General features: G+C 45.1%; 19 protein-coding genes and 1 pseudogene. 10 read left to right on the forward strand and 10 right to left on the reverse strand.

Annotated features, from left to right (window positions below):
• Positions 1-43: 43 nt before the first annotated feature.
• Positions 44-1,396, reverse strand: coding sequence for a HAMP domain-containing sensor histidine kinase (locus tag ABEW34_RS07965; RefSeq protein WP_430156826.1), 1,353 nt, complete (start codon positions 1,394-1,396; stop codon positions 44-46).
• Positions 1,389-2,069, reverse strand: coding sequence for a response regulator transcription factor (locus ABEW34_RS07970; protein WP_430156829.1), 681 nt, complete (start codon positions 2,067-2,069; stop codon positions 1,389-1,391). The genes ABEW34_RS07965 and ABEW34_RS07970 overlap by 8 nt, the downstream gene beginning before the upstream one ends.
• Before the next feature lie 180 nt (positions 2,070-2,249).
• Here ABEW34_RS07970 and ABEW34_RS07975 point away from each other — a divergent pair, with 180 nt between their 5' ends.
• The 3 genes from ABEW34_RS07975 to ABEW34_RS07985 are packed head-to-tail and all read left to right on the forward strand — an operon-like array spanning position 2,250 to position 4,627.
• Positions 2,250-2,852, forward strand: coding sequence for a DedA family protein (locus ABEW34_RS07975; protein ID WP_430156832.1), 603 nt, complete (start codon positions 2,250-2,252; stop codon positions 2,850-2,852).
• Between the two features lie 13 nt (positions 2,853-2,865).
• A complete protein-coding gene (locus tag ABEW34_RS07980) occupies positions 2,866-3,561 on the forward strand; it encodes a response regulator transcription factor (protein ID WP_430156835.1) in 696 nt (231 codons plus the stop codon).
• Positions 3,551-4,627: a HAMP domain-containing sensor histidine kinase gene (locus ABEW34_RS07985; RefSeq protein WP_430156838.1), complete on the forward strand. Its 1,077-nt coding sequence runs from the start codon at positions 3,551-3,553 to the stop codon at positions 4,625-4,627. Before ABEW34_RS07980 ends, ABEW34_RS07985 begins: the two co-directional genes overlap by 11 nt.
• A 17-nt stretch (positions 4,628-4,644) precedes the next feature.
• Here ABEW34_RS07985 and ABEW34_RS07990 read toward each other — a convergent pair whose 3' ends face one another.
• The 3 genes from ABEW34_RS07990 to ABEW34_RS08000 all read right to left on the reverse strand — a co-directional run bounded on the left by ABEW34_RS07990 (position 4,645) and on the right by ABEW34_RS08000 (position 7,558).
• Positions 4,645-5,244, reverse strand: coding sequence for a class I SAM-dependent methyltransferase (locus ABEW34_RS07990; RefSeq protein WP_430158502.1), 600 nt, complete (start codon positions 5,242-5,244; stop codon positions 4,645-4,647).
• 795 nt (positions 5,245-6,039) lie between these two features.
• Positions 6,040-6,396: a DUF3221 domain-containing protein gene (locus ABEW34_RS07995; protein ID WP_430156841.1), complete on the reverse strand. Its 357-nt coding sequence runs from the start codon at positions 6,394-6,396 to the stop codon at positions 6,040-6,042.
• Positions 6,397-6,502: 106 nt separating this feature from the next.
• Complete coding sequence (locus ABEW34_RS08000; protein WP_430156843.1) at positions 6,503-7,558, reverse strand: hypothetical protein; 1,056 nt, start codon at positions 7,556-7,558, stop codon at positions 6,503-6,505.
• Positions 7,559-8,302: 744 nt separating this feature from the next.
• Between ABEW34_RS08000 and ABEW34_RS08005 the strand changes: the two genes are divergently transcribed.
• The 3 genes from ABEW34_RS08005 (at position 8,303) to ABEW34_RS08015 (ending at position 11,208) form a co-directional block, all read left to right on the forward strand.
• On the forward strand, positions 8,303-8,872 hold the full coding sequence (locus tag ABEW34_RS08005; RefSeq protein WP_430156845.1) for a DUF4111 domain-containing protein: 570 nt from the start codon (positions 8,303-8,305) through the stop codon (positions 8,870-8,872).
• Positions 8,873-9,122: 250 nt separating this feature from the next.
• Positions 9,123-9,809: a response regulator transcription factor gene (locus ABEW34_RS08010; protein WP_430156847.1), complete on the forward strand. Its 687-nt coding sequence runs from the start codon at positions 9,123-9,125 to the stop codon at positions 9,807-9,809.
• Entirely contained in the window at positions 9,793-11,208 is a 1,416-nt protein-coding gene (locus ABEW34_RS08015) for an ATP-binding protein (RefSeq protein WP_430156849.1), read from the forward strand. Before ABEW34_RS08010 ends, ABEW34_RS08015 begins: the two co-directional genes overlap by 17 nt.
• A gap of 367 nt (positions 11,209-11,575) precedes the next feature.
• Here ABEW34_RS08015 and ABEW34_RS08020 read toward each other — a convergent pair whose 3' ends face one another.
• Entirely contained in the window at positions 11,576-11,917 is a 342-nt protein-coding gene (locus ABEW34_RS08020; RefSeq protein ID WP_430156851.1) for a winged helix-turn-helix transcriptional regulator, read from the reverse strand.
• A gap of 105 nt (positions 11,918-12,022) precedes the next feature.
• Between ABEW34_RS08020 and ABEW34_RS08025 the strand changes: the two genes are divergently transcribed.
• Together ABEW34_RS08025 and ABEW34_RS08030 are read left to right on the forward strand one after the other, a co-directional pair.
• Entirely contained in the window at positions 12,023-12,937 is a 915-nt protein-coding gene (locus ABEW34_RS08025) for an arginase family protein (protein WP_430156852.1), read from the forward strand.
• Between the two features lie 223 nt (positions 12,938-13,160).
• Positions 13,161-13,904, forward strand: a complete 744-nt coding sequence (locus ABEW34_RS08030; protein WP_430156855.1) for a hypothetical protein — start codon at positions 13,161-13,163, stop codon at positions 13,902-13,904.
• 146 nt (positions 13,905-14,050) lie between these two features.
• Here the strand turns inward: ABEW34_RS08030 and ABEW34_RS08035 are convergent, their stop codons facing one another.
• Positions 14,051-14,851 carry an IucA/IucC family C-terminal-domain containing protein gene (locus ABEW34_RS08035; RefSeq protein ID WP_430156858.1) on the reverse strand — a complete coding sequence of 267 codons (801 nt, stop codon included), beginning with the start codon at positions 14,849-14,851 and terminating at the stop codon, positions 14,051-14,053.
• Positions 14,838-16,793 (reverse strand): ABC transporter substrate-binding protein, encoded by a 1,956-nt coding sequence (locus tag ABEW34_RS08040; protein WP_430156861.1) that lies wholly within the window; start codon positions 16,791-16,793, stop codon positions 14,838-14,840. The genes ABEW34_RS08035 and ABEW34_RS08040 overlap by 14 nt, the downstream gene beginning before the upstream one ends.
• Before the next feature lie 291 nt (positions 16,794-17,084).
• Here ABEW34_RS08040 and ABEW34_RS08045 point away from each other — a divergent pair.
• A pseudogene (locus ABEW34_RS08045) lies at positions 17,085-18,035 on the forward strand (endo-1,4-beta-xylanase); the annotation flags it as partial.
• Complete coding sequence (locus ABEW34_RS08050; RefSeq protein WP_430158505.1) at positions 18,030-18,512, forward strand: hypothetical protein; 483 nt, start codon at positions 18,030-18,032, stop codon at positions 18,510-18,512. The pseudogene ABEW34_RS08045 and the gene ABEW34_RS08050, both read left to right, overlap by 6 nt.
• A gap of 104 nt (positions 18,513-18,616) precedes the next feature.
• Here ABEW34_RS08050 and ABEW34_RS08055 read toward each other — a convergent pair whose 3' ends face one another.
• A complete protein-coding gene (locus ABEW34_RS08055; RefSeq protein ID WP_430156864.1) occupies positions 18,617-19,066 on the reverse strand; it encodes a DoxX family protein in 450 nt (149 codons plus the stop codon).
• 81 nt (positions 19,067-19,147) lie between these two features.
• Entirely contained in the window at positions 19,148-19,744 is a 597-nt protein-coding gene (locus ABEW34_RS08060) for a TetR/AcrR family transcriptional regulator (RefSeq protein WP_430156866.1), read from the reverse strand.
• Between the last annotated feature and the right edge of the window lie 243 nt (positions 19,745-19,987).

Genomic DNA, 19,987 nt, shown 5'->3' on the forward strand with positions numbered 1-19,987 from the left:
GACAAAAAATAAACCGATTTCCTGGACATCCCCATGTATATGTTTATTTAGCAGGAAGGTTCAAGATGATGGTCGTGCCTTGTCCTAGTGTGCTTATGACTTCAATGGTTCCCTGATGATGCTCCACGATTTTTTTCACAATGGCCAGCCCGAGTCCATTGCCCTTCTTGCTATTTCTAGCTGAGTCTGTTTTATAAAACCTTTCGAAAATATGGGCTTGCTGCTCCTTTGAAATACCGCAGCCAGTGTCAGTTATCGCTACTGTAAGCTCATGGCCTTTCTGAGCTATATCGATACGGATTTTCCCGCCTTCCGGCGTAAATTTAATGCTGTTGCCGATCAGATTCACCCATGCTTGATTGAGCTGGTCATAGTCCGCCGTTATTGGAATCGAAGAGGACACCACCATATCCATGTCTATGCGCTTGCCTGACCATAAGGGCTCGCATGCGACAACCGCTTGTCTGATCTGCTCATCGAGGTTGAATCTCGTCGCCTTAAAAGGATGATGCTCTGACTCGAGGGACGCGAGCTGAAGCAAATTATCGCTGAGTCTGGATAATCTCTCACTCTCCGATACGATAACATCCAAATAGCGATCGCGATTTTTTTCGTCGACCAACTGGTCGTTCTTCAAAGCTTTTGCAAACCCCGATATAGACGTTAATGGCGTTTGAATTTCATGCGACACATTCGAAACGAAGTCTTGCCGCATCTGTTCCAATTGCTTAAGCTCTCTGGCCATCACGTTAATGCTTTGTGCCAATGTTCCCAATTCATCCTTGCGCTTCAACGACAGCTCCACCTCGAAATCCCCCTTCGCCAGCTTCTTCGTAGCTGAGGTCATGGTTTTAAGAGGCTTGACGATATAGCGGGCGGAAATCAGAATACCTACACATCCGATAACCAAAACCATTAACAGAATAGCTATCAATAGGCGATAAATGGTGGCTTCATTTTTAGCGGAGGATTGCACAAATAAAGCATACCGGCTCCCATTCATGTCAAATGGCAAACCAACGAAAGTGTCCTCATCGCTTTTAGACGATCGATAAAGCTCGCCTTTGAGCACCATCCGTACAGCTTCCGGTCTTATTGAGACGGCAAACTCGGGATGATCGAAGCCGTATAATTCCCACGCGCTGGTTTCAGCCACCAATTGAAAGGGATATGACGTCAGCTTTGCCATGCTCATCATAAATTCTTCATGATGCTGCGGCGGATTCCGTTCATATAACTGGACGATCTCCCTTCCTGCGGCAATCATGTCGTTCTGCCCGGCTTTGTTTAAATCTTTTTGGAATAGGGCTAGTCCAATAAGAAGGGACGAAATTAGCCCAACGATAATGACGGCCAAAAATACAAGTACGATGCGAGTATATAAGCTCTTAATCATTCGATACCTCTAGCCGATAGCCGAGACTGCGCGCAGTTTCGATGCGAAAATGCTCCGTGTCATTGGCAAATCGCTCCCGAAGCCGTTTTATATGGACATCGACAGTTCGATCATCGCCCTCGTAATCCCTTCCCCAAATCTGCATGATGAGCTGTTCGCGGGTTAAGATTTGCCCAGGATGACTGGCTAGCTTGAACAGCAGCTCAAACTCTTTGAGGGGGAGATTAAGAACCTCATCCCTTCGATAAACTTTCAAATTGCGTTGGTTTAGGACAATGTCTCCCATTTGTATCATCTGGGAGGCAGCGATTCGATAACGCTTGAGAAGCGCCTTTACTCTCATTACAAGCTCCATCGGTTCGAATGGCTTCGTCAAATAATCATCCGTTCCAAGTAAAAAGCCCTTCACTCTCTGCCCAGGCTCCCCTTTGGCCGTCACCATCAATAGCGGAATATCTGAATTTCTGGCCCGGATTTCCCGGCATAAATCCCAGCCATCCATATACGGCATCATAATATCGAGGATAACGAGATCGACATCTGCCCCTTCTACGACCGCTAATGCCTCGGTTCCGTTCTCCGCCTCTATGATAACAAATCCTTCATTATGCAAGTATAAGCTCATTAGCTCGCGAATGAGCGCATCATCGTCCGCGATTAGTATTTTGACCATATTGGAATTTCTCCCCTTTGAATTTAATATAGCAAACATTCCATATCCTTGTGTATGAAAGTTTCCTATAGGGTTGAAGCATTTAATCTTCAGAATATCTTCAGAAATTCCCTGCTTAAATCCAAAGATTTATGAAGTATGCTAGAAGCAGTGCTTACAATGAAGAAGGAGCGAAAGAATATGAGCTATGATACGCTGCTCGATATGATTCAGCAATACGGCTATGCAGCATTATTTTTTTCCCTATGGCTCGGCATTGTGGGTATGCCTATTCCTGATGAAGTTATCGTTATGACAGGTGGCGCCGTGACGGCTAACGGTATTTTGCACACCTTCCCTGCTTTTTTGCTCACTTACTTAGGGGTTATTTCCGGCTTATCTTTAGGATTTGTACTCGGCCGCTTTGTCGGCTCCCCTATCCTGGATAAACTGCGGCGAAAGAAAAATTTCGAGCGCTATATCAACTTCTCAGAACGTTTGATGCTCAAATATGGAAGCTTTGCCATTTTCATCAGTTATGCCTTGCCAGTGGTCAGACATGTCATGCCTTATTTGGCTGGCATTAATAAAATGAGCTTTAGGCGCTATGCTTTTTTTTCTTATACGGCAGGGCTGATATGGACACTGATTTTTTTCGTGTTAGGACGTTTTGCCCTGGAACGCGTTCACGTTGTAGGAAATATCATTTATACTTACGGAATACGCTTGCTGTGGATCGCTCTCGCACTGGCGGCAGCGGTTGTCCTCATCCGATTATTTAGGCGGAATAAGAAAGCGATTTAAAGGAGATAGATGCATGAAAATGACCATTTTAGTAGCTGAAGATGAACAGGAAATTCGCGACGTCATTCACATTTATTTGCGGAATGAAGGCTACCTTGTGCGGGAAGCGGAGGACGGGACGCAGGCTTTAAAAATGGTTCAGCAAGAGAAAATTGATCTGATCATTCTCGATATTATGATGCCTCATTTGGATGGCATTCAAGCTTGCCTCAAAATCCGCGAAATATCGAATGTTCCTATAATTATGCTCTCAGCTAAAGGGGAGGATTTAGATAAAATTATGGGTCTTTCCACAGGCGCAGATGATTATGTCACGAAACCATTCAACCCTCTTGAGCTGATTGCTCGGGTAAAAGCCCAAATCAGGCGGCAGCATTTCACTTCCAGCAAGCCCGCCATAAATGATTCTGAAATAGCTGTGGATGATTTGGTCATTAATCGAGACCAGCATAGCGTTGTCGTGCGCGGCCATGAAAAATCGTTAACCCCTATTGAGTTTTCCATTCTGGAATTGTTAGCGATGCACCGGGGGCAAGTTTTTAACGTCGATAAAATCTATCAAAGCGTGTGGAAGGAACATACCGCGTTTTATTCGGAAAATACAGTAATGGTTCATATACGCAACATCCGCGAGAAAATCGAGGTCAATCCTAGAGAGCCGCAATATATTAAAACGGTCTGGGGAGTGGGATACAAGATTGAAAAATAAGCTGTGGACTTATATAAACGGTAAAAAAAGCATTCGCGGCCAAATGTTCTGGGCTTTTATTTTCAGCCTCATGCTCGCGACTTTAATCAGCACGATCTATTCTATGTACCGACCACAATCCGGTTTTATTTATAAATTTTTGCCTTTGGGCATTTTTGTGCTTTCTTTTTGGTTCAGCTTCTTATTAATGACCCGCCGTACGATCCGTTATTTCAAGACCATTACCACTGGCTTGAAAGCAATGTCCTTCGGGAATTTAAGCTACCGCATTCCGTTATCGAGCCAGGATGAATTAGGGCATGTAGCACAAAATATCAATGATATGGCGGAACAATTGCAAAGCAGGCTGGAGCGTGAGCGACAGCTGGAAAAATCCAAAATGGAGCTGATCACCTCCGTTTCGCATGACTTGCGAACACCATTGACCAGTATTATCGGCTATCTGGATTTATTGAAAACCCACTCCTTCCAAGATGTTCAGGAGCAAGAAAGGTATATCGACAATGCTTATAACAAAACCCAGCAGTTGAATAAGCTAATTGACGATTTGTTCGAATATACCCGGCTTAGCGACCCGGATGTCCATTTATCTTTTCAGGAAATCGATTTCAACCGATTATTGGCGCAGCTTGTTACTGAATTTGAGCCTGTAGCTCAGGAACAGAGCATTTTAATAAAAAAAGCTTTGCCTGCAGTACCTGTCATCGCTCTTATGGATACTGGAAAAATGGTCAGAGCGATCGACAATTTATTAATGAATGCGTTAAAATTTTCCGTAAAGCCCGGAGAAATCACCATACAGCTTTATGTTCAAGAAGGGCGGATTACTTTAAGCGTCGAGAATGTGGGCCAACCGATTACGAAGGAGCAGGAGGCTCAATTGTTTGAGCGATTTTATAAAATGGAGCCCTCCCGCAGCCATGTCCATATGCCTGCCGGCTTCGGCCTAGGTCTATCGATTGCTAAACATATCGTCGAGCTTCACGAAGGACGAATCTGGCTTAACCATCATCAGGGGCATTATGCGTTTTGCGCCGAATTTAAGCGCCCACAGCAGCGGCTTTAAGCTCGCCAGCTTGCTCTTCATGATGTCTCGCCTATTACCGCACCTCCCTTTTTACGGCAAACATAGACAAATGCGGGAGGTACGTTTAAGGGCACAAATGTAATTTTTTCAATTTCAAAATGCTCTCTAAGCTGCGATCTCATCTGCAAGGAATATTGAAAAGCAATGAATAGACCGTCATCTTTAAGGGATACGAGAATTTGCTCCATCAGCTTGTCTCGCATCGTTTGAGGGAAATTGGAAAATGGCAGTCCGCTAATAATGCAGTCCAACTGCTTGATCGCTTCCGTATGCAGCGATGCCTGAAGATAGCTGCCGTCCTCATAGCTTGAAAATTCGGGATAATGCTCCTGCAATTGTTCACGCATATATGGATCTTTTTCAAAAAGGATAACCTTAGTCGCCTTCTTTTTGGCTGCTTGAATGTATTTGGTTATCGCGCCAGTACCGGCGCCCAATTCCGCAACACTCGTTGTGCTATTCCATGGGACTGCCTCCAGCATTTTTTTCGCAAGAAATTTTGAGCTTGGCGTCACACTGCCGATTTGTCTGGGCGAGCGCAAAAATTTATTTAGAAAAAGCATTTTTTCCTGTTTCCAGCTGTTCACTTTTATCATCATCGTATCCCCCTATATTTCACTCTCCTTATGCTATCCAAAAAATCTGAATATAAAGTGAGGGGGAAACTAAAGGAATTCTGAAGATTCAATAGCGGAATCCTTGCCTTCCACTTTGCTCAGCCTATGGTTCGAAATATTGTTAAAGAAATCGGGGATAAACACTTGATTATTCTGAATCGCCACAACAACTTCTCATGCAGTCAGGAATCTCAAAACGTAGTGGCGTTCCACCATGGTTACTTTGTTTTATGTATGTCATTGGGCTGGTTTCGAATTGTCCTTCCGTTAATCAGATTCGTCACTAGCTTCGAAAGATGCCCTATTGGTCATCATGTTTAAGTCTTTCACGTTGACTCAGTATACAATGAGCCGATTTTTCTCAGCTTCGTATGACTGGGCTTTGTGCCTGCCTGAGAAAGCGCTAGAAGTTTACAGCAAGCGCTGGCTATTGAGGTTTTCTTTCGTATGACCAAACAAGATCTCGCTATGGCAAGTAAACAAAGAAAAAACGAGTGATGAGAGCTGCACCCACGGTGAAATGGTTCACGGACTCTTCAAAACTCGTTGCCAGGTTCGAACATGGAACCACAAGGGCATTGAACAAATCTATATTGAGCTTGACCTAGAAGTACGCCGTTTGCAAGTATGATATCATCCATTTACCCGAAAAGAATGCTTATGACGTTATGACCCGTTTATTAAAGCATAGATTCTCACAATTCCCAATTAATTCAGTGAACTGCATAAGTCATGCGTGATTGATTTTAAAACTAATATATGTTAATAAAGAATTTATTTGATTTTTGTAATTTCTTTTGCTTCAGCTTGCATAGGATAGGAGTCTCCTAGTGATCCATTAATGACTATATCGACCTTATCAGTAATATTAAGGGGATTATACTGTTCTTCATTTTGAACAGTAAGCCACATCGCATCTGGAGAGGATTTTTTCAATATTTCTTGAATTGAGTTTACCTTCAATTCTTGGTCATTTAAATTTTTTACATCTTGGTCAGTTATATTTCTTACAACAAGAACTTTCTGATCTTTTTTATCAATGATATATCCTGTCCTATAATCCCATGACTTCGTACAACCTGAAATAACCATTGTCATTAACACTAGTGAAATAATTATTATCTGCTTCATTTTTAATTCCCACTTTCATAGCATTATAGAAATACATGGTCCCACTGGGCATTTGCTCAAATGAGACCATGTTGGAATTTAAAATATGTACGAAAATGCGAGCGGATTAATAGGTGGAATCAATGTTAACACCTGACATGCCTAAGCCATCATAAACCAAGTCAAACTTTGAAACAATGTTTCCAATTGCTACCCCACCAGAAAGTATGCGACCTTTGTACACGCCTTCGATGCAAGCATAGTCTTTAGTTCCGTTATTTATGATTGAATAGAAAAGGCCACCGCTGTCTCCGCTAGTCATACCAGTAGCGGCTGTAACAAACGCATCATCCGGACCAGTAGGATCATCGTATGAATCATCAGTAACTTTAACTGATGTCGTTTTATGGCCTGAACGACCTATTGCCCTTATATAGTCACCGATCTCACGGCGCGACCCGTTATAATCGAAGGTACCAATTGTTAGCAATGATCCATTGAGATAAACACTTCGATCGACGCCACTCGCTAACGTAATGTACCCTGCATCATAATCATTACCGTTACCAGATGTCGCATTCGACATGCTTCCGATTGTAGCGGTACCATCGGAATTGTCATACCAAGCCCCATTACCGCAATGACCGGCAGTTACAAAGACACCCTTGCTATTTGCTGTGCCATTAAATGCACCGCTGCATATAGCTCCACTCGGTCCATTAATTTCTTCTCCCGGATACAAAGTATAGGCATCATTCGTGGTCTCAATATCAGCAATGATCCAGTTAACCATATCCTCGTCAATATGCGTCAGTATTTCTTCTTTAAGATCCTTGTAGTTCTGCTCAGAAATATATACGTTGACTTTGTTTATTTGATTGTTTTTTCCCACACCCGATAAATCTAATTTCCCAGAACGCATCAGTGCCGAAAGCTTTTCTTTAGATTCGAGCAGCTGTTTTTCACTATATTTTACATACTTGATTTTTGCCTTTTCAGGGAAAGCACTTTGTTTCTTGAGAGTGTTTTCAAGTTTCGAATCCTCAGTAAGTAAAATTACATTTGTTCCATCTTCTTCGGTGTATACACCGCCGTATTCATCTACATGGTTCTTTTTTACCCAATCTTTCAGTTTTGCTCGGTCATCCATCTTTTTTGTTTGTTCACCGAGCCAAGCAGACACTAGCAACCACAACAAGAGATAATAAGCCAGTAAAGGAAGTGGTAATAACCTTTTTTAGTGACATAAGTTACGCTCCCCGATCATTATTTTATTTTAATCAGAACTTTTGTAGAGATGGGCAGAAAACGAAAAGAATTTCGTTTTGACCTTGGAGAAATTGTTGATTTTTACGAATTGCAACTAATGGAGACGTATTCCATTTTTGAATTTTTCTCATCCCTCCTCCATTCTTGTATAGAAGTTGTGAGCATGTGTGAGCGATACGACAATCTGCTCGGCTCCTTATTTATTGAAACAGGAAAACCGGATGTTGCCGATCTCCTATTTACAATTAAATGGGGTTTACAATAACAACGCGTTCATTGAATAAAAAGTTGCTAATATTTTCCTGGAAGACAATTCCCTATATGAGGAACACATGTTCCGTATTAGTGTTTTTATAACAGCACAATGGTGTTCATGACTTATGCAGTTCGATCCAAATGATTGGAAATCCATAGATTCGAAATATTGTCCATATTGCACATCCTTATACGTAGAAATTGCCCTTCTTATACTGGTTATTTGAATAGCCATCCAAAACGTACAGCTGGTGTATGAATCTGGTTGTGATTCAAGCTGTCCTTCAAAATGACCCGGAATACCCGCTATCCCATCGTTTTTGGACACAAGCAAAAGATAATTATGGATTAACATAATACGAATAAGCGTATTGCAAAAAAGATTTTAAAGCTCCACAAAAGCATGCCTAATGATCGTGGAATTGAATTAAGCATTATACTGGAAGATTACCTGTTGCATTTTGTGTATCCAACACCATTTGAATTCCACTACTCTGATTTGCACCGAGAAAACTATCAATCCGATGACAATTATATTTGTGGCGGATATGACGATGCAGATTTAGCCACCCATATTGTAGTAACCTATTATCGCGGTATTGCTGTATACGGCAAAGCCATTCGTGAAGTTTTCCAGCCCATTGACGAGTCATTTTATATTAAGTCAATCCTCTATGATGTTCAAAATTCAGCAACGGATATTATTGAAACACCGATGTACATATCCTTAAATCTTTGCCGGGTTCTATTCTTCTTAAGAGAAGGCGCCGTATCTTCTAAAAAAGAAGGTGGAGACTGGGGCATGCGTGCCTTGCCTTCCGAGTATCACCCGATTATTGAGCGTTCTCTGAATGAATACAGCGGCATCGATGATAAGTCGGAGTTTAATCGTGAACAATTGACGGAGTTTGCCGCCTATATGCTAAGCGAAATAAATCAAGACAATCGAATCAATCAAATAAATACGAATTAGGCGGATTCAAAACGGTATTTCAGAAGCTTTTATCTGAAATGCCGTTTTTCACAATTACGCGTTGGTGTGAGCCCTTGTGCTGACTCCCCTTGACTCCCTTTGACTCCCCTCCCTCCGACATCCCCCTGACTCAATACTTGTTTAAAATATGGGTCAGCATTACGTGCAGCGTATAGTCATTCCCTAGCTCAGGCGGTATACTTTTTTCAGAGGTGACTGTATGTTAGACCGCCACATCGGAGGATTACTTATGAATACGATTATGATTGTCGAAGACGAGGACGCCATTTCTCGGGTGCTTGCTGCTTATATAAGAAAGGCAGGATTCGATTGCAATATATACCGAAATGGCGTGGAAGCTATTAAAGCTTTCGATGCGGAGACGCCCACGCTCGTTCTTCTCGATGTCATGCTGCCGGGAATGAATGGCTGGGAGGTTTTGAACCATATTCGCTACAAAAGCGCTTGTCCCGTCATTATGCTGACGGCTAGAGGCGATGTAAGCGATCGGATTTTGGGGCTTAACGAAGGGGCCGATGATTATATGACGAAGCCTTTTGAGCCAGAAGAGGTTGTCGCCCGCATCCATGCGGTGCTCAGACGGCCGCCCCGTTCACTCGTCAGCTCGGAGCAAGTCACTTTCGGTAGCATTCGTATCGATTTTAAATCACATACGGTTTACCTAAACGGCGCCAGCCTATCCATCACTCCCCGTGATTTGTCGCTGCTCATGTTCCTTGCTGAGCATCCGAACCAGATTTTTTATCGCGAGCAGCTGATAGATAAAGTATGGGGCATGGATTATGAGGGCAGCGACCGCGCGGTAGATTTGGCCATCAAGCGTTTGCGCAAGCTGCTGCTGCATTGGCCGCCAGAAGAAGGAGAAATCCGCACCCTGCGGGGGACGGGGTACATGCTGTATGCCAACACCCAATAATCGTCGCCAAACGCTGCTCAGCCGCTGGACGTTTCGTTACGTGCTCACCTTATTCATTGGGCTGCTTGCCATCGGAATAATATCGATTTTCTGGATTCGCCAGGAGACGCTGCATGAACGGAAGCAAAATCTCAAAGCCTTTGCGCAGGTCGCCACGCAGTATGTGAGCAATGAAAACGGGAAAATCGTTATTCCGGGCAATTTCTATGAATGGATTGACCGCACCCAGCGCCGCTACTCGCTTCCGGGACAATTTTCGTTGCGTGTATTTGACCATAGCGGTACGGTTATTTTTCTTAAACAGGGTCCCAGAGATGCAGCACCTGATTCAGCTCCGGCTGTGCCTCCAGCTTCCAATGAGCAGAGCGTCATCCTATCGGATGATCAATATACGCTGATTAGTCCAATCGTTGGAAAAAATACAGAAGAGGTCATCGGAGCGGTAGTCATTTCCTACGCCTATAAGGAGTTAGTCCATGTTAATCAGAACTACCGTCTCATTGCTTCCCTGCTCCTTGGCTCAGGCTTGCTCGGCTGGCTCATTATCTTCTTTCTGTCGCGAAATTTAAGAAGGCCGATCAAGCAGCTCGCTGAAGCACTCAATCAAATGGAGGCCGGCAATTATCAGGTCGTCGTTCCCAACCGTGTGAAGGAAAAAGAAATACATGACCTGCTGATGTCTTTCCAGACGATGGCTGCGCGCCTCGGCACATTGGAGGAGCTGCGTACGGAGCTGCTTGCAGGTGTGACACATGAGCTGAAAACGCCGATTTCCTCCATTCATGGCCTTGTTCATGCCGTTCGTGATCAGGTGGTTACGGAGGAGGAAGCGGTGGAATTTCTGGACATCTCCTTGCAGCAGACACGCCGGCTTCAGCATATGGTTACCGACCTGCTGGATTTCAATGCCTTCGCTTCCGGCAAAATCAGCGTCCGACAGGACTCGCTTGATCTCGGCAAGCTAGTTGGAGAGGTTGTGTACCAATGGGGACTGCTTGATCCTGTGGAGGGACTTGAGCTATCAGCCGATATTCCGAGCGAAGCCTTCCTGGCTGTCGGGGACGCCAGCCGCATTCAGCAAATTATTGTGAATTTGCTGAACAACAGCAGGCAAGCGCTGCAGGGCCAAGGGCGCATCCACGTATCCCTATCGCCATCCTCAGTCGACAGCTATGAAATTATCGTTCAGGATAACGGTCCCGGCATACCGGAGGAGGAGCAGAAAAATATTTTTGAACGATACTTTCGCGGTGAGCGTAAAAAGCTTTCTGTTGGCGGCCTTGGACTCGGTCTAACCTACAGCCGAATGCTTGCCATTGCCATGGGAGGTCAGCTGAATTTGAAGCACAGTACCCCGCTGGGGACGACGTTCCAGCTATTGCTCCCTAAGCAGCCGTAATTGTTCGTGAGGCCGTTTCGGGTCCAGCTATCTAGGTATCTAGGTGTCTAGCCATCACAAGGATCGACTTGGCGGACATAGTGGCAGCTATTTCAACAAAAGCATGGGTTTTGGTACAGGTTGCGGACTCAGGAGACGCTAATGGGCTGGCGAAAGCCATTTTGAGGTGAGTATGTGGGCAATAGCGATTCCCCTGTCCGCATAAGCGGATCCTCAGTCCTTCAAAAAAGGAGCTGAACGTCCCGGCTGCGGTTTCGCAAGCCTTGAATCGTCCAATGAGCTTGGCCTAGAGTAAGCGTTATGCATGGCGCAGCAGGCAGACTCCCGCATACAGACACACCTCGTTTTTACGTCTAAATAATATATATTATATATTTTGATTTTTTTCTCCCCACTCACATAACTGTTCTAAGACAGGCAATAGCGTTTCCGCTTTATCTGTGAGACTGTATTCGACCTTAGGCGGAACCTGAGGATACTCTTTCCGATTCACCAAACCATCCGCTTCCAATTCTTTAAGGTGTGAACTCAAGGTTTTATAAGTAATCGTGCCTATTTGTCTTTTCAGATCATTAAAGCGAACCGGCTGATTTTCGGCCAGCAGATAAATAATAACCATTTTCCATTTACCTCCAATAACTGATACTGTGTAACCAAAAGGTGTATCTTGAATATTTTTAACTTTCCCTTTATATTCAGCCATACTCATATTTACACTATCCTTTCGGGTAGTACCTATCAATAAAGTGCGTACTACGATTTATTTTTCGTTCCGTTTATACTAGCCTTACTTTGATGTAAGGGAGAGCAAAACATGACTAATAAAACAATACGCCTATTAATGCCGCAATGGCAAGGGGGCGATAACCCTAACTACTCTTTTGGAGCCGAACTGCTTGCTTGGCTTGCTCCGGACAATGATCAACCCCTTATTCATGTGCCCGTGCAAGCGTATGATGGCACTCCACTCGAAAACGAGAACGGTATGAATGGGAGACAACAGCTGCTGGAACAACTAGAGGCTGCACAGCATATCATTAAAGCGCATAAGCCGGATCGCATAATCATGTTTGGTGGCGACTGCTTAGTCGAGCAAGCCCCATTTGCCTATTTAAACGAACGATACGGTGGAGAGCTCGGCTTAATTTGGATCGATGCTCACAGCGATTTAGTTAGATATGTGGGCTATGATAATGGGCATACATTACCGCTCGGAAATCTGTTAGGAGAAGGGGATGAAGCGTTCGCAAAACATGTGAAAATCCCACTAAAGCCTGAAAATGTCTTTATCGCGGGACTTGCAACTCCTACAGAACTAGAAATAGAAGTGATTTCAGAAGCGTTTCAAAGACTAGGAATAGTTCCTGTCGAACAAGACACAGAAATGATTGAAAGACTAGGTATTAGAACCGCAGGCACCGCAGAGTTATCAAGCAGCATGGAATCTATAAAAAAGTGGATTAAAGAAAGCGGCATTAAGCACCTGGCTATTCATCTTGATTTAGATGTGCTTGATCCCAAAGCGTTTCGTTCTTTATTGTTCGCGAACCCCGAAGCGCCTTATACTTATTCTCCTGCGGGAACGATGCAAATACCTCAATTACTTAATCTGTTTAAAGAACTGTCAGAAGAAACAGAGGTAGTTGGATTAGGCATAACGGAGCATTTGCCGTGGGATGCGATTAATTTGAAAAATCTGCTCGGAGAAATACCTATTTTTAATAAGTAATGTCATCATCGGTAATTATGATAGAACACTGGTCGGCTTAATCATAGAATACACTCTCGCGCTTTATGTTTGCGAGGGTGTATTTTTTATATGGCAGCCCCTGCAAAAATCTTGATTGGTTGGCGTTACCATCCCCCATTCTCCCTCAACATCTTCCTGACACATAACTATATTAATCTAAGTCCAGAACCACATCCCCCCCATTTGAGAGGAGCTTCCCCCTATGAAAGCCAAAAAAACGATCGTCACCCTGCTGATCCTGCTTGCGGTGAGCGCAGGTGCCGTTCAATTGACCACGGCCAACAGCAGTAATGCCAACCCCGACAATAAGACTAATGAGGCAACCGTTCCAGCCCAAGTCCATAAGCAAAAAAAACCGGACAAAAAGCCCCCCTCCTCCCCGGTTTCTGAAAATGCTAAGCCTTCCGCTCATGCCGGGTCTGGATCAGGGGCAGGCACCAGCGTAACCGATCAGAACGGTTATACAATCTCGATCGAAGGCGGATTTGACACGGATTCCGTGGACCATGGCAGACCCGTTGTACTCATAGCTTCCGCGCTTGGCGTATCTGCCGAAGTATTCCGTGAAGCTTTCAGCGGCGTAACACCTGCGGGCACCGAAAGCGGCGGCCCTACCTCCGAGCAAGCACAATCCAACAAAGCAGCTCTGCTGAAGGTGCTAGCTCCCTATGGCATTACTAACGACCGTCTGGATGAAGTATCGAACTACTACCGCTACAACGGCAGCAGGGGCGAGTTATGGACGCATACGGCGGCGACCGCTACAACCGTAATAGCGAACGGCAAAGTGACCGGAATTAAAATCATAAATGCAGGTGCAGGCTATTCCTCCGCTCCTGCGATAACCATCACAGGACCAACGGGCACCTTCTCCGCCACAGCTACCGTTTCCTATACAACGGATTTTAAAACAAACGGCAGTCTTACTGCGATTAAGTTGAACTAAAAAAGCTGAAAAAGCTGTTATCGGTACCATGGGAATGACCCCATACCGATAGCAGCTTTTTTTGCTGAAGTTTATTATCGTATCCATAGGATGTACGCTTGACTAATCAACGATTGAATGACAATCGTTTGTCCCTCGCCCTTTTGTCAATAACAATTGAGAGGCTTCGGGCAAGCTCTGCAGTATTCGGAGGACATTTCGTAATAAAAGCAGCAGGTTTGACGAATAGAGGTCAACATTTCTCCGGCCATGCCTGCCTTGGTCGGTTTTGCAAACTTCGCAAGCGGGTTGCGGCGTTCTCCAAATAGGGCCGCTGGTGCAGTTTCTGTCATAAACTCAAAATCGTCATGAAGACGCTGTATAACAGATGGATCACCCTCCGCTTCCTCCAAACCATCCTCATATAGCGGAGCCACACGGACAAATGCATTTTCCCACAAAATCGCCAGCGGAACTTTACCAGCTACGGATAAAGAACGAAATAAGGGTGAAAGATGCTCCGCAAATAGCTGACGCAGCATCTGCTCCCGCCATTCCAGCCGTTTTCCCGCCTCTGGCTCAGTAATCTCCAGTCCATCCATGCTCAAATTAGGAAACTTGGAGCCGCTCACCTTACTTTCACTTTCATCAGGCGAAGCCAGTCGGCAGTTATTTAACGTTAACGGCAAGCCCTTGTTGTATACCGTCATCGCATACAAGACAGGTGCAACGTATAGAAAAGCATAGCGCTTCGCAAGCATGGATGCTGCTACTCTTCTCGTTGGCGCGCCTATTTCACTTGCTAGTCGATCCAGATAGGACTTACATTTCTCTAGGTCTAGCAAATCTTGGGCTATAATGGAGAGAGTAGCAGGCTGTTCCTTTTTTTCAGGCGTAAACTTGAACCTGGCTTCAAGCTCTTTCCACTGTGCAGGTGAAAGATTAACCGGCATATTATCGCGTACCAAGGAAAATTTCTGCTGTTCTATCCACAATCATATTAATCGCGATCGGCCCATAATAAGCAATCCATATGTTCGAATCTACTTCGTAGACTTGATTGTTCTTCACGGCTTCAACACTTTTCCAAGTTTCCGTCTGCTGGAACTCCTCCACGACCTCCTTGAACATGTCGTCATGCACGAGGAAGTAATGGTCTGCCCCTACTTCAGGAAAAGCCTCAAATGAAATTTGATATGCCGTATCCTTCTCATCCAGCACCTGCTGTGGAGCGGACAAGCCTAGATCGTTATATAAAATGTCCCCTGTGCGGTGGCTTGGCGTATGAATGCGAATGCCTTCATCACGTGGGCGAATCAGCGCAACGGTTTGCTCTCCAAGCTTGGTCTTCAGCTCTTCCTTCAGCTTAGCTGTTTTCTCGTTATATGCTTCCAGAACAGCACTCGCTTCTTCCGATTTCCCTGTAATTTTGCCGAAGGTCGTTAAGGTATCGCGCCAATTTTCATCAAAATCAAGCATGATGGTAGGCGCAATTTTGGACAAGCTATCATACACTTTTTCCTGAAACTCTGTACAAATGATTAAATCCGGTTCCATGGCAGCAATAGCTTCCAAATTCGGCTCATCCCTCGTGCCGAGCAATTTAACATCCGTCAGCTTCTCGGACAAATACTCCGGGAAATCGGTTTTATCTGCCGCAGCTTTCACGCTGCCTGCAGGCTGCTCGCTTAACGCTACCAGCTGGTCCACAAATTTAGTGTCAAGCACCGCAATTTTCGTAGGATGCTGCTCCAGCGTTATTTCTCCCTTTGCATGCTTAATAACGACCGGATAAGCTTGTTGTGCCGCTTGCGCAGCATTTGTATTAGATGAAGCAGTGCTAGTTGGGCTGGCTCCCCCTGTATTGTTCCCCGAACCATTGCCGGGCGCAGTTGCACATGCACCGAGCAACAAGATTAAGCTCAACATCAAACTTACCGCTAAAATAGACCCCTTGCTCCTATTCATTCCTAAAACTCCCCCGTTAACATGTTGATAATGATTATCACGATCATTATTATAGGAGAGATTAGGACTTGAGCCAATGGGATATCCCGACACATAGGATGAACTTATGCGACGGTTTTGCCTAAAATAAAGCGGGGAAACGCCAAAATGCTTCTTAAAAGCCCGGCTAAAATAATAACTATCCCCATAACCTACCGATTCCGCGATTACCTTTAACGGAAAATTCGTCTTCAATAACAACGCTTGCGCATGATCCATACGAATTCGGATTAAATATTCCAGCGGTCCAATATTCAGCTTCGCCTTAAATAATCGCTGCAGCTGCCTTTCGCTGCAATGAAGGGTACTTGCTATATCCTGGAGGCTGATGGGCTCGGCATAACGCTCCTCCATAAACCGAATCGTCTGGCTTACATAGTTCGGCTGAGCCATCGACGTTCCCTCATGCGCATGGAGCTGCAGCAGAAGGTCGTACACCAATTGGTGAAAAATAGCTCGCACATGGAACTTCTCCAATTGGGCATCCAGCAGCCAATAGGTGTGCATTTGCTCTATTTTCGCAAGGACACCGAGAGGATAGTTAGGAGCGAAGCCATATTGCATTTGAAAGGGATTGTTGTCCCTATACACATTTAGCAGCTCCTTGCGGCTGGTCACAGCGAGAACGGCTTTATAAAAAATCATATAATAATCGAATGGCTCAGCGACTTGTTTGATGTCTATCGTTGCACCTTTTCCAGCATGGCATACATAACAACGGTCGACGATATGCTCGGTACCGTCAATGAGGACTCTCGCCTGTCCAGCAACAGCTACCAAGAAGGCGCTCGCCGGCAAACGGAAGCCTTGCACCCCGTCACCCAATCGCAGCATAGACCGACGAACATCAAGTACCCGTATAGCCGCATGATTCCATAAGGGCAATTGTTCCTGCAACTTCATTATGTTCACCTTCCATGTCTGTTTACCGCATCTGTTTACCGCTTCCATCTCTTTCATTATAGTAAGAATCATTCTCATTATCAAAATTATTTTTCCGCAGCGCAAGCCAGAGCTGTGAAGAATCTATCTATCTAAAATTTACTATTTTTTGTTTTTTAATCCATTTGTTGATATAATCAAGTTGTAAGCGCTTTATATTTCGAAGAAAAAGGAGGAGGCTGTAGAACCCCGAGACGATGGTAGAGAGAGGAGAAAATACTGAAATCATTCATTGTGAAGGAGCTGTAAATGATGCTAAGGTCAAAACTCATTATTTGGTGTACCGTGCTTGCATTTGTCGTGTCATTAATTCCGACCGCCTGGAGCAATCAAGCTTCGGCTGGACTAGCCTCGGGAGACAAGTTTTTGGGAAATATTATTGCAGGCAGCACTCCCTCAAGTTTTGGCACCTACTGGAACCAAGTGACACCAGAAAACTCAACCAAATGGGGGGCCGTAGAATCAACAAGAAACAGCATGAACTGGGGCGCGGCAGATACTGCCTATAATTACGCGAAAACTAACGGCTTCCCCTTCAAGTTCCATACGCTAGTATGGGGAAGCCAGGAACCTGGATGGATAGGAGGGCTTTCCGCAGCTGATCAGCGTGCCGAGGTTATTCAATGGATACAGGCGGCTGGCCAGCGTTATCCAAATGCAGAGTATGTAGATGTGGTCAATGAGCCCCTGCATGCCAAGCCGTCCTTCCGCAATGCCCTTGGAGGAGATGGCACAACCGGCTGGGATTGGGTAATCTGGTCGTTTGAGCAAGCACGTCTTGCTTTTCCGAATGCGAAGCTGCTGCTAAATGAATATGGCATCATTAGTGATCCTAACAAAACCGCAACATACGTTCAAATTATTAATCTTCTCAAGAACAGAGGTTTAATTGACGGAATCGGAATACAATCCCACTACTTTAATATGGACACGGTGTCCGTAAACACAATGAATTCGGTTCTGAATACATTGGCAGCAACCGGATTGCCCATTTATGTGTCTGAGCTTGACATGACAGGTGATGACGCCACACAGCTGGCCAGATATCAGCAGAAATTCCCGGTATTATGGGAGCATCCTGCTGTCAAAGGCATTACACTGTGGGGATATATCCAGAACCAGACTTGGGTAACCGGCAGTCATCTCCTTACAAGCTCTGGTACTGAGCGTCCTGCCTTGCAGTGGCTGCGGCAATATTTGAGCAACAATGGCGGTAATGGCGGCGGCAGCGTACTCGCTACTTTTGAAGCCGGGACGCAGGGGTGGAGCGGCACTTCACTCGCTGGAGGACCTTGGTCGACTACCGCATGGAGCTCGCAGGGCTCCCGTTCGCTGCAAGGCGATATTACCATGTCTGCTGGCAGCCAGCATTATTTATTGAAAAGCGGCAGCACCAATTTTACTGGATACACAAAGCTTAGGGCTACAGTCAAAGGCGCGAGCTGGGGCAGCTACGGCTCCGGGTTAGGTGTAAAGCTATTCGTCAAGCATGGCAGCAGCTATGCATGGAAGGATAGCGGCTGGGTCACTATTAGTGCAGGGGGCTTGGCGAATTTGACACTGGATCTGGCTGGTGTAAATTTGGCCGATATTAAGGAATATGGCATTCAATTCATCGGTGCGAGCAACGCTTCCGGAACCACTGCTGTTTATGTAGACAATGTAGTGCTTGGAAATTAATTCAAGATGGATTAGGGGACAGTAAAGTAAGGGCAGCCTATGCCTATGAGCTATATGAAACGGCTTATAGGCTTAGTCAGCCCAATACGGGATATCACAGCGCTTCACTGCCCGAATAACGGGGAGGCTAGCAAAATCGCGGCAATAAAGATAAGCTGCAGCAAGGCACGGAAAGGAGGATTGGGTACAGACCTGCCGCCGATCGTCATTTTTTCGCGTGCCGCATAAATATTGGCCGGGAACATGGCGACAAGCATCAACGTCAAGCCTATAGCAGCAGCTAGTGAAACGGCGGGCAGGCATATACCGATTGCTCCGGCAATTTCCAGGCATCCGGTCACAGTTACAATCCATTCTTTTTTTGGAAAAGATGGCGGAACCATACGTATGAGATCCTTTCTGCGTTTACCCCAATGGGCGGAAGCGGTCAGCAGAAACATAATGGCTACCGCTGCCTGCAAGGCTGTCTGCCAATCATCGAAATAGGATAAGCCGAGCAAACCCAGGACTCTGAATAACAAAAAAGATGCGACAAGCGCTATAAATGGTGCCATGATGATTCCTCCGTAGCATTTAGAAGTTTTTTATTCTTGATGTGAAAAATGTCTAATCATCCTACTTTCTTCATTGGGGAATCACTGTTTCTTGAGGATGCCCGCCATGAAGTCCGATAGCTCTTTCACAGCAAGTGAGGCTGATGATACGGGAATGGACGCCCGGACACGCAGCCCTAACGACAGCAGAACGAACAATTCAGCTGTAATATCTGGATTCACCGTCTCTTCAATTACCCCATGCTCCTGACCCGCTACAATCCATTGCTTAGACAAAAACACCGATCGCTCATAAAAATGCTGGAGCACCTCTGCGATAGCAGGTTCATCCTCCCTGCCCAGCAAATACAGAAGTACTTTGTTCGTCACTTCATCCCTGTCTTCCAGCCCCGCTAAGTTTCTGGAAATAATATGCATCGGCCCTTCGAACGATTTACCCGTCGTTTTAGCAACCTCGGCGATAAAATGTTCATTGATGCTTTCGAGTCGATCCTGCAGCACCCAGGCAAAAATCTCATCCCTGCTGTTCACGTAATGAAAAATAGCACCCTTGGATAATTGCGATTGCTCCATAATATCCTTCAAAGTAATGGCATGGCAGCTTTTATCCTGCAGCAGTTCCTTCGTTGCATTCAGCAATTGCCGGATGGTCTGCTTCCGGCGTTCTTCATTCTTCATCGTTTGCCTCCCGTTTTAATGTCAGCGATTTATGTTTATAGTCTGATTATATAAACCGACCATCGGTTTGTAAATAGAGAAAAAAATGAGTCAAGCAAGCGGTAAGCTAGAGCCTCTTTACAAGCTCTAGCTTTTATGTTCGATGAAGATTCCTAAGCAGATTTCAAGCATAGCTGCTACTGCGCCTGCCTAACGATTCGGCGATAATAACCAACGGTTGCCTTAGTTACGACCAGTTGAACT

The organism is Paenibacillus algorifonticola (genome assembly GCF_050481745.1).
GTDB classification, from domain to species: Bacteria; Bacillota; Bacilli; order Paenibacillales; family Paenibacillaceae; genus Pristimantibacillus; species Pristimantibacillus algorifonticola_A.

Coding starts and splice junctions, on each gene's coding strand:
- ABEW34_RS07965 (WP_430156826.1), bottom strand. CDS start 1,396: ATGATTAAGAGCTTATATACTCGCATCGTACTTGTATTTTTGGCCGTC.
- ABEW34_RS07970 (WP_430156829.1), bottom strand. CDS start 2,069: ATGGTCAAAATACTAATCGCGGACGATGATGCGCTCATTCGCGAGCTA.
- ABEW34_RS07975 (WP_430156832.1), top strand. CDS start 2,250: ATGAGCTATGATACGCTGCTCGATATGATTCAGCAATACGGCTATGCA.
- ABEW34_RS07980 (WP_430156835.1), top strand. CDS start 2,866: ATGAAAATGACCATTTTAGTAGCTGAAGATGAACAGGAAATTCGCGAC.
- ABEW34_RS07990 (WP_430158502.1), bottom strand. CDS start 5,244: ATGATAAAAGTGAACAGCTGGAAACAGGAAAAAATGCTTTTTCTAAAT.
- ABEW34_RS07995 (WP_430156841.1), bottom strand. CDS start 6,396: ATGAAGCAGATAATAATTATTTCACTAGTGTTAATGACAATGGTTATT.
- ABEW34_RS08005 (WP_430156845.1), top strand. CDS start 8,303: ATGCCTAATGATCGTGGAATTGAATTAAGCATTATACTGGAAGATTAC.
- ABEW34_RS08010 (WP_430156847.1), top strand. CDS start 9,123: ATGAATACGATTATGATTGTCGAAGACGAGGACGCCATTTCTCGGGTG.
- ABEW34_RS08015 (WP_430156849.1), top strand. CDS start 9,793: ATGCCAACACCCAATAATCGTCGCCAAACGCTGCTCAGCCGCTGGACG.
- ABEW34_RS08020 (WP_430156851.1), bottom strand. CDS start 11,917: ATGAGTATGGCTGAATATAAAGGGAAAGTTAAAAATATTCAAGATACA.
- ABEW34_RS08025 (WP_430156852.1), top strand. CDS start 12,023: ATGACTAATAAAACAATACGCCTATTAATGCCGCAATGGCAAGGGGGC.
- ABEW34_RS08030 (WP_430156855.1), top strand. CDS start 13,161: ATGAAAGCCAAAAAAACGATCGTCACCCTGCTGATCCTGCTTGCGGTG.
- ABEW34_RS08040 (WP_430156861.1), bottom strand. CDS start 16,793: ATGAAGTTGCAGGAACAATTGCCCTTATGGAATCATGCGGCTATACGG.
- ABEW34_RS08055 (WP_430156864.1), bottom strand. CDS start 19,066: ATGGCACCATTTATAGCGCTTGTCGCATCTTTTTTGTTATTCAGAGTC.
- ABEW34_RS08060 (WP_430156866.1), bottom strand. CDS start 19,744: ATGAAGAATGAAGAACGCCGGAAGCAGACCATCCGGCAATTGCTGAAT.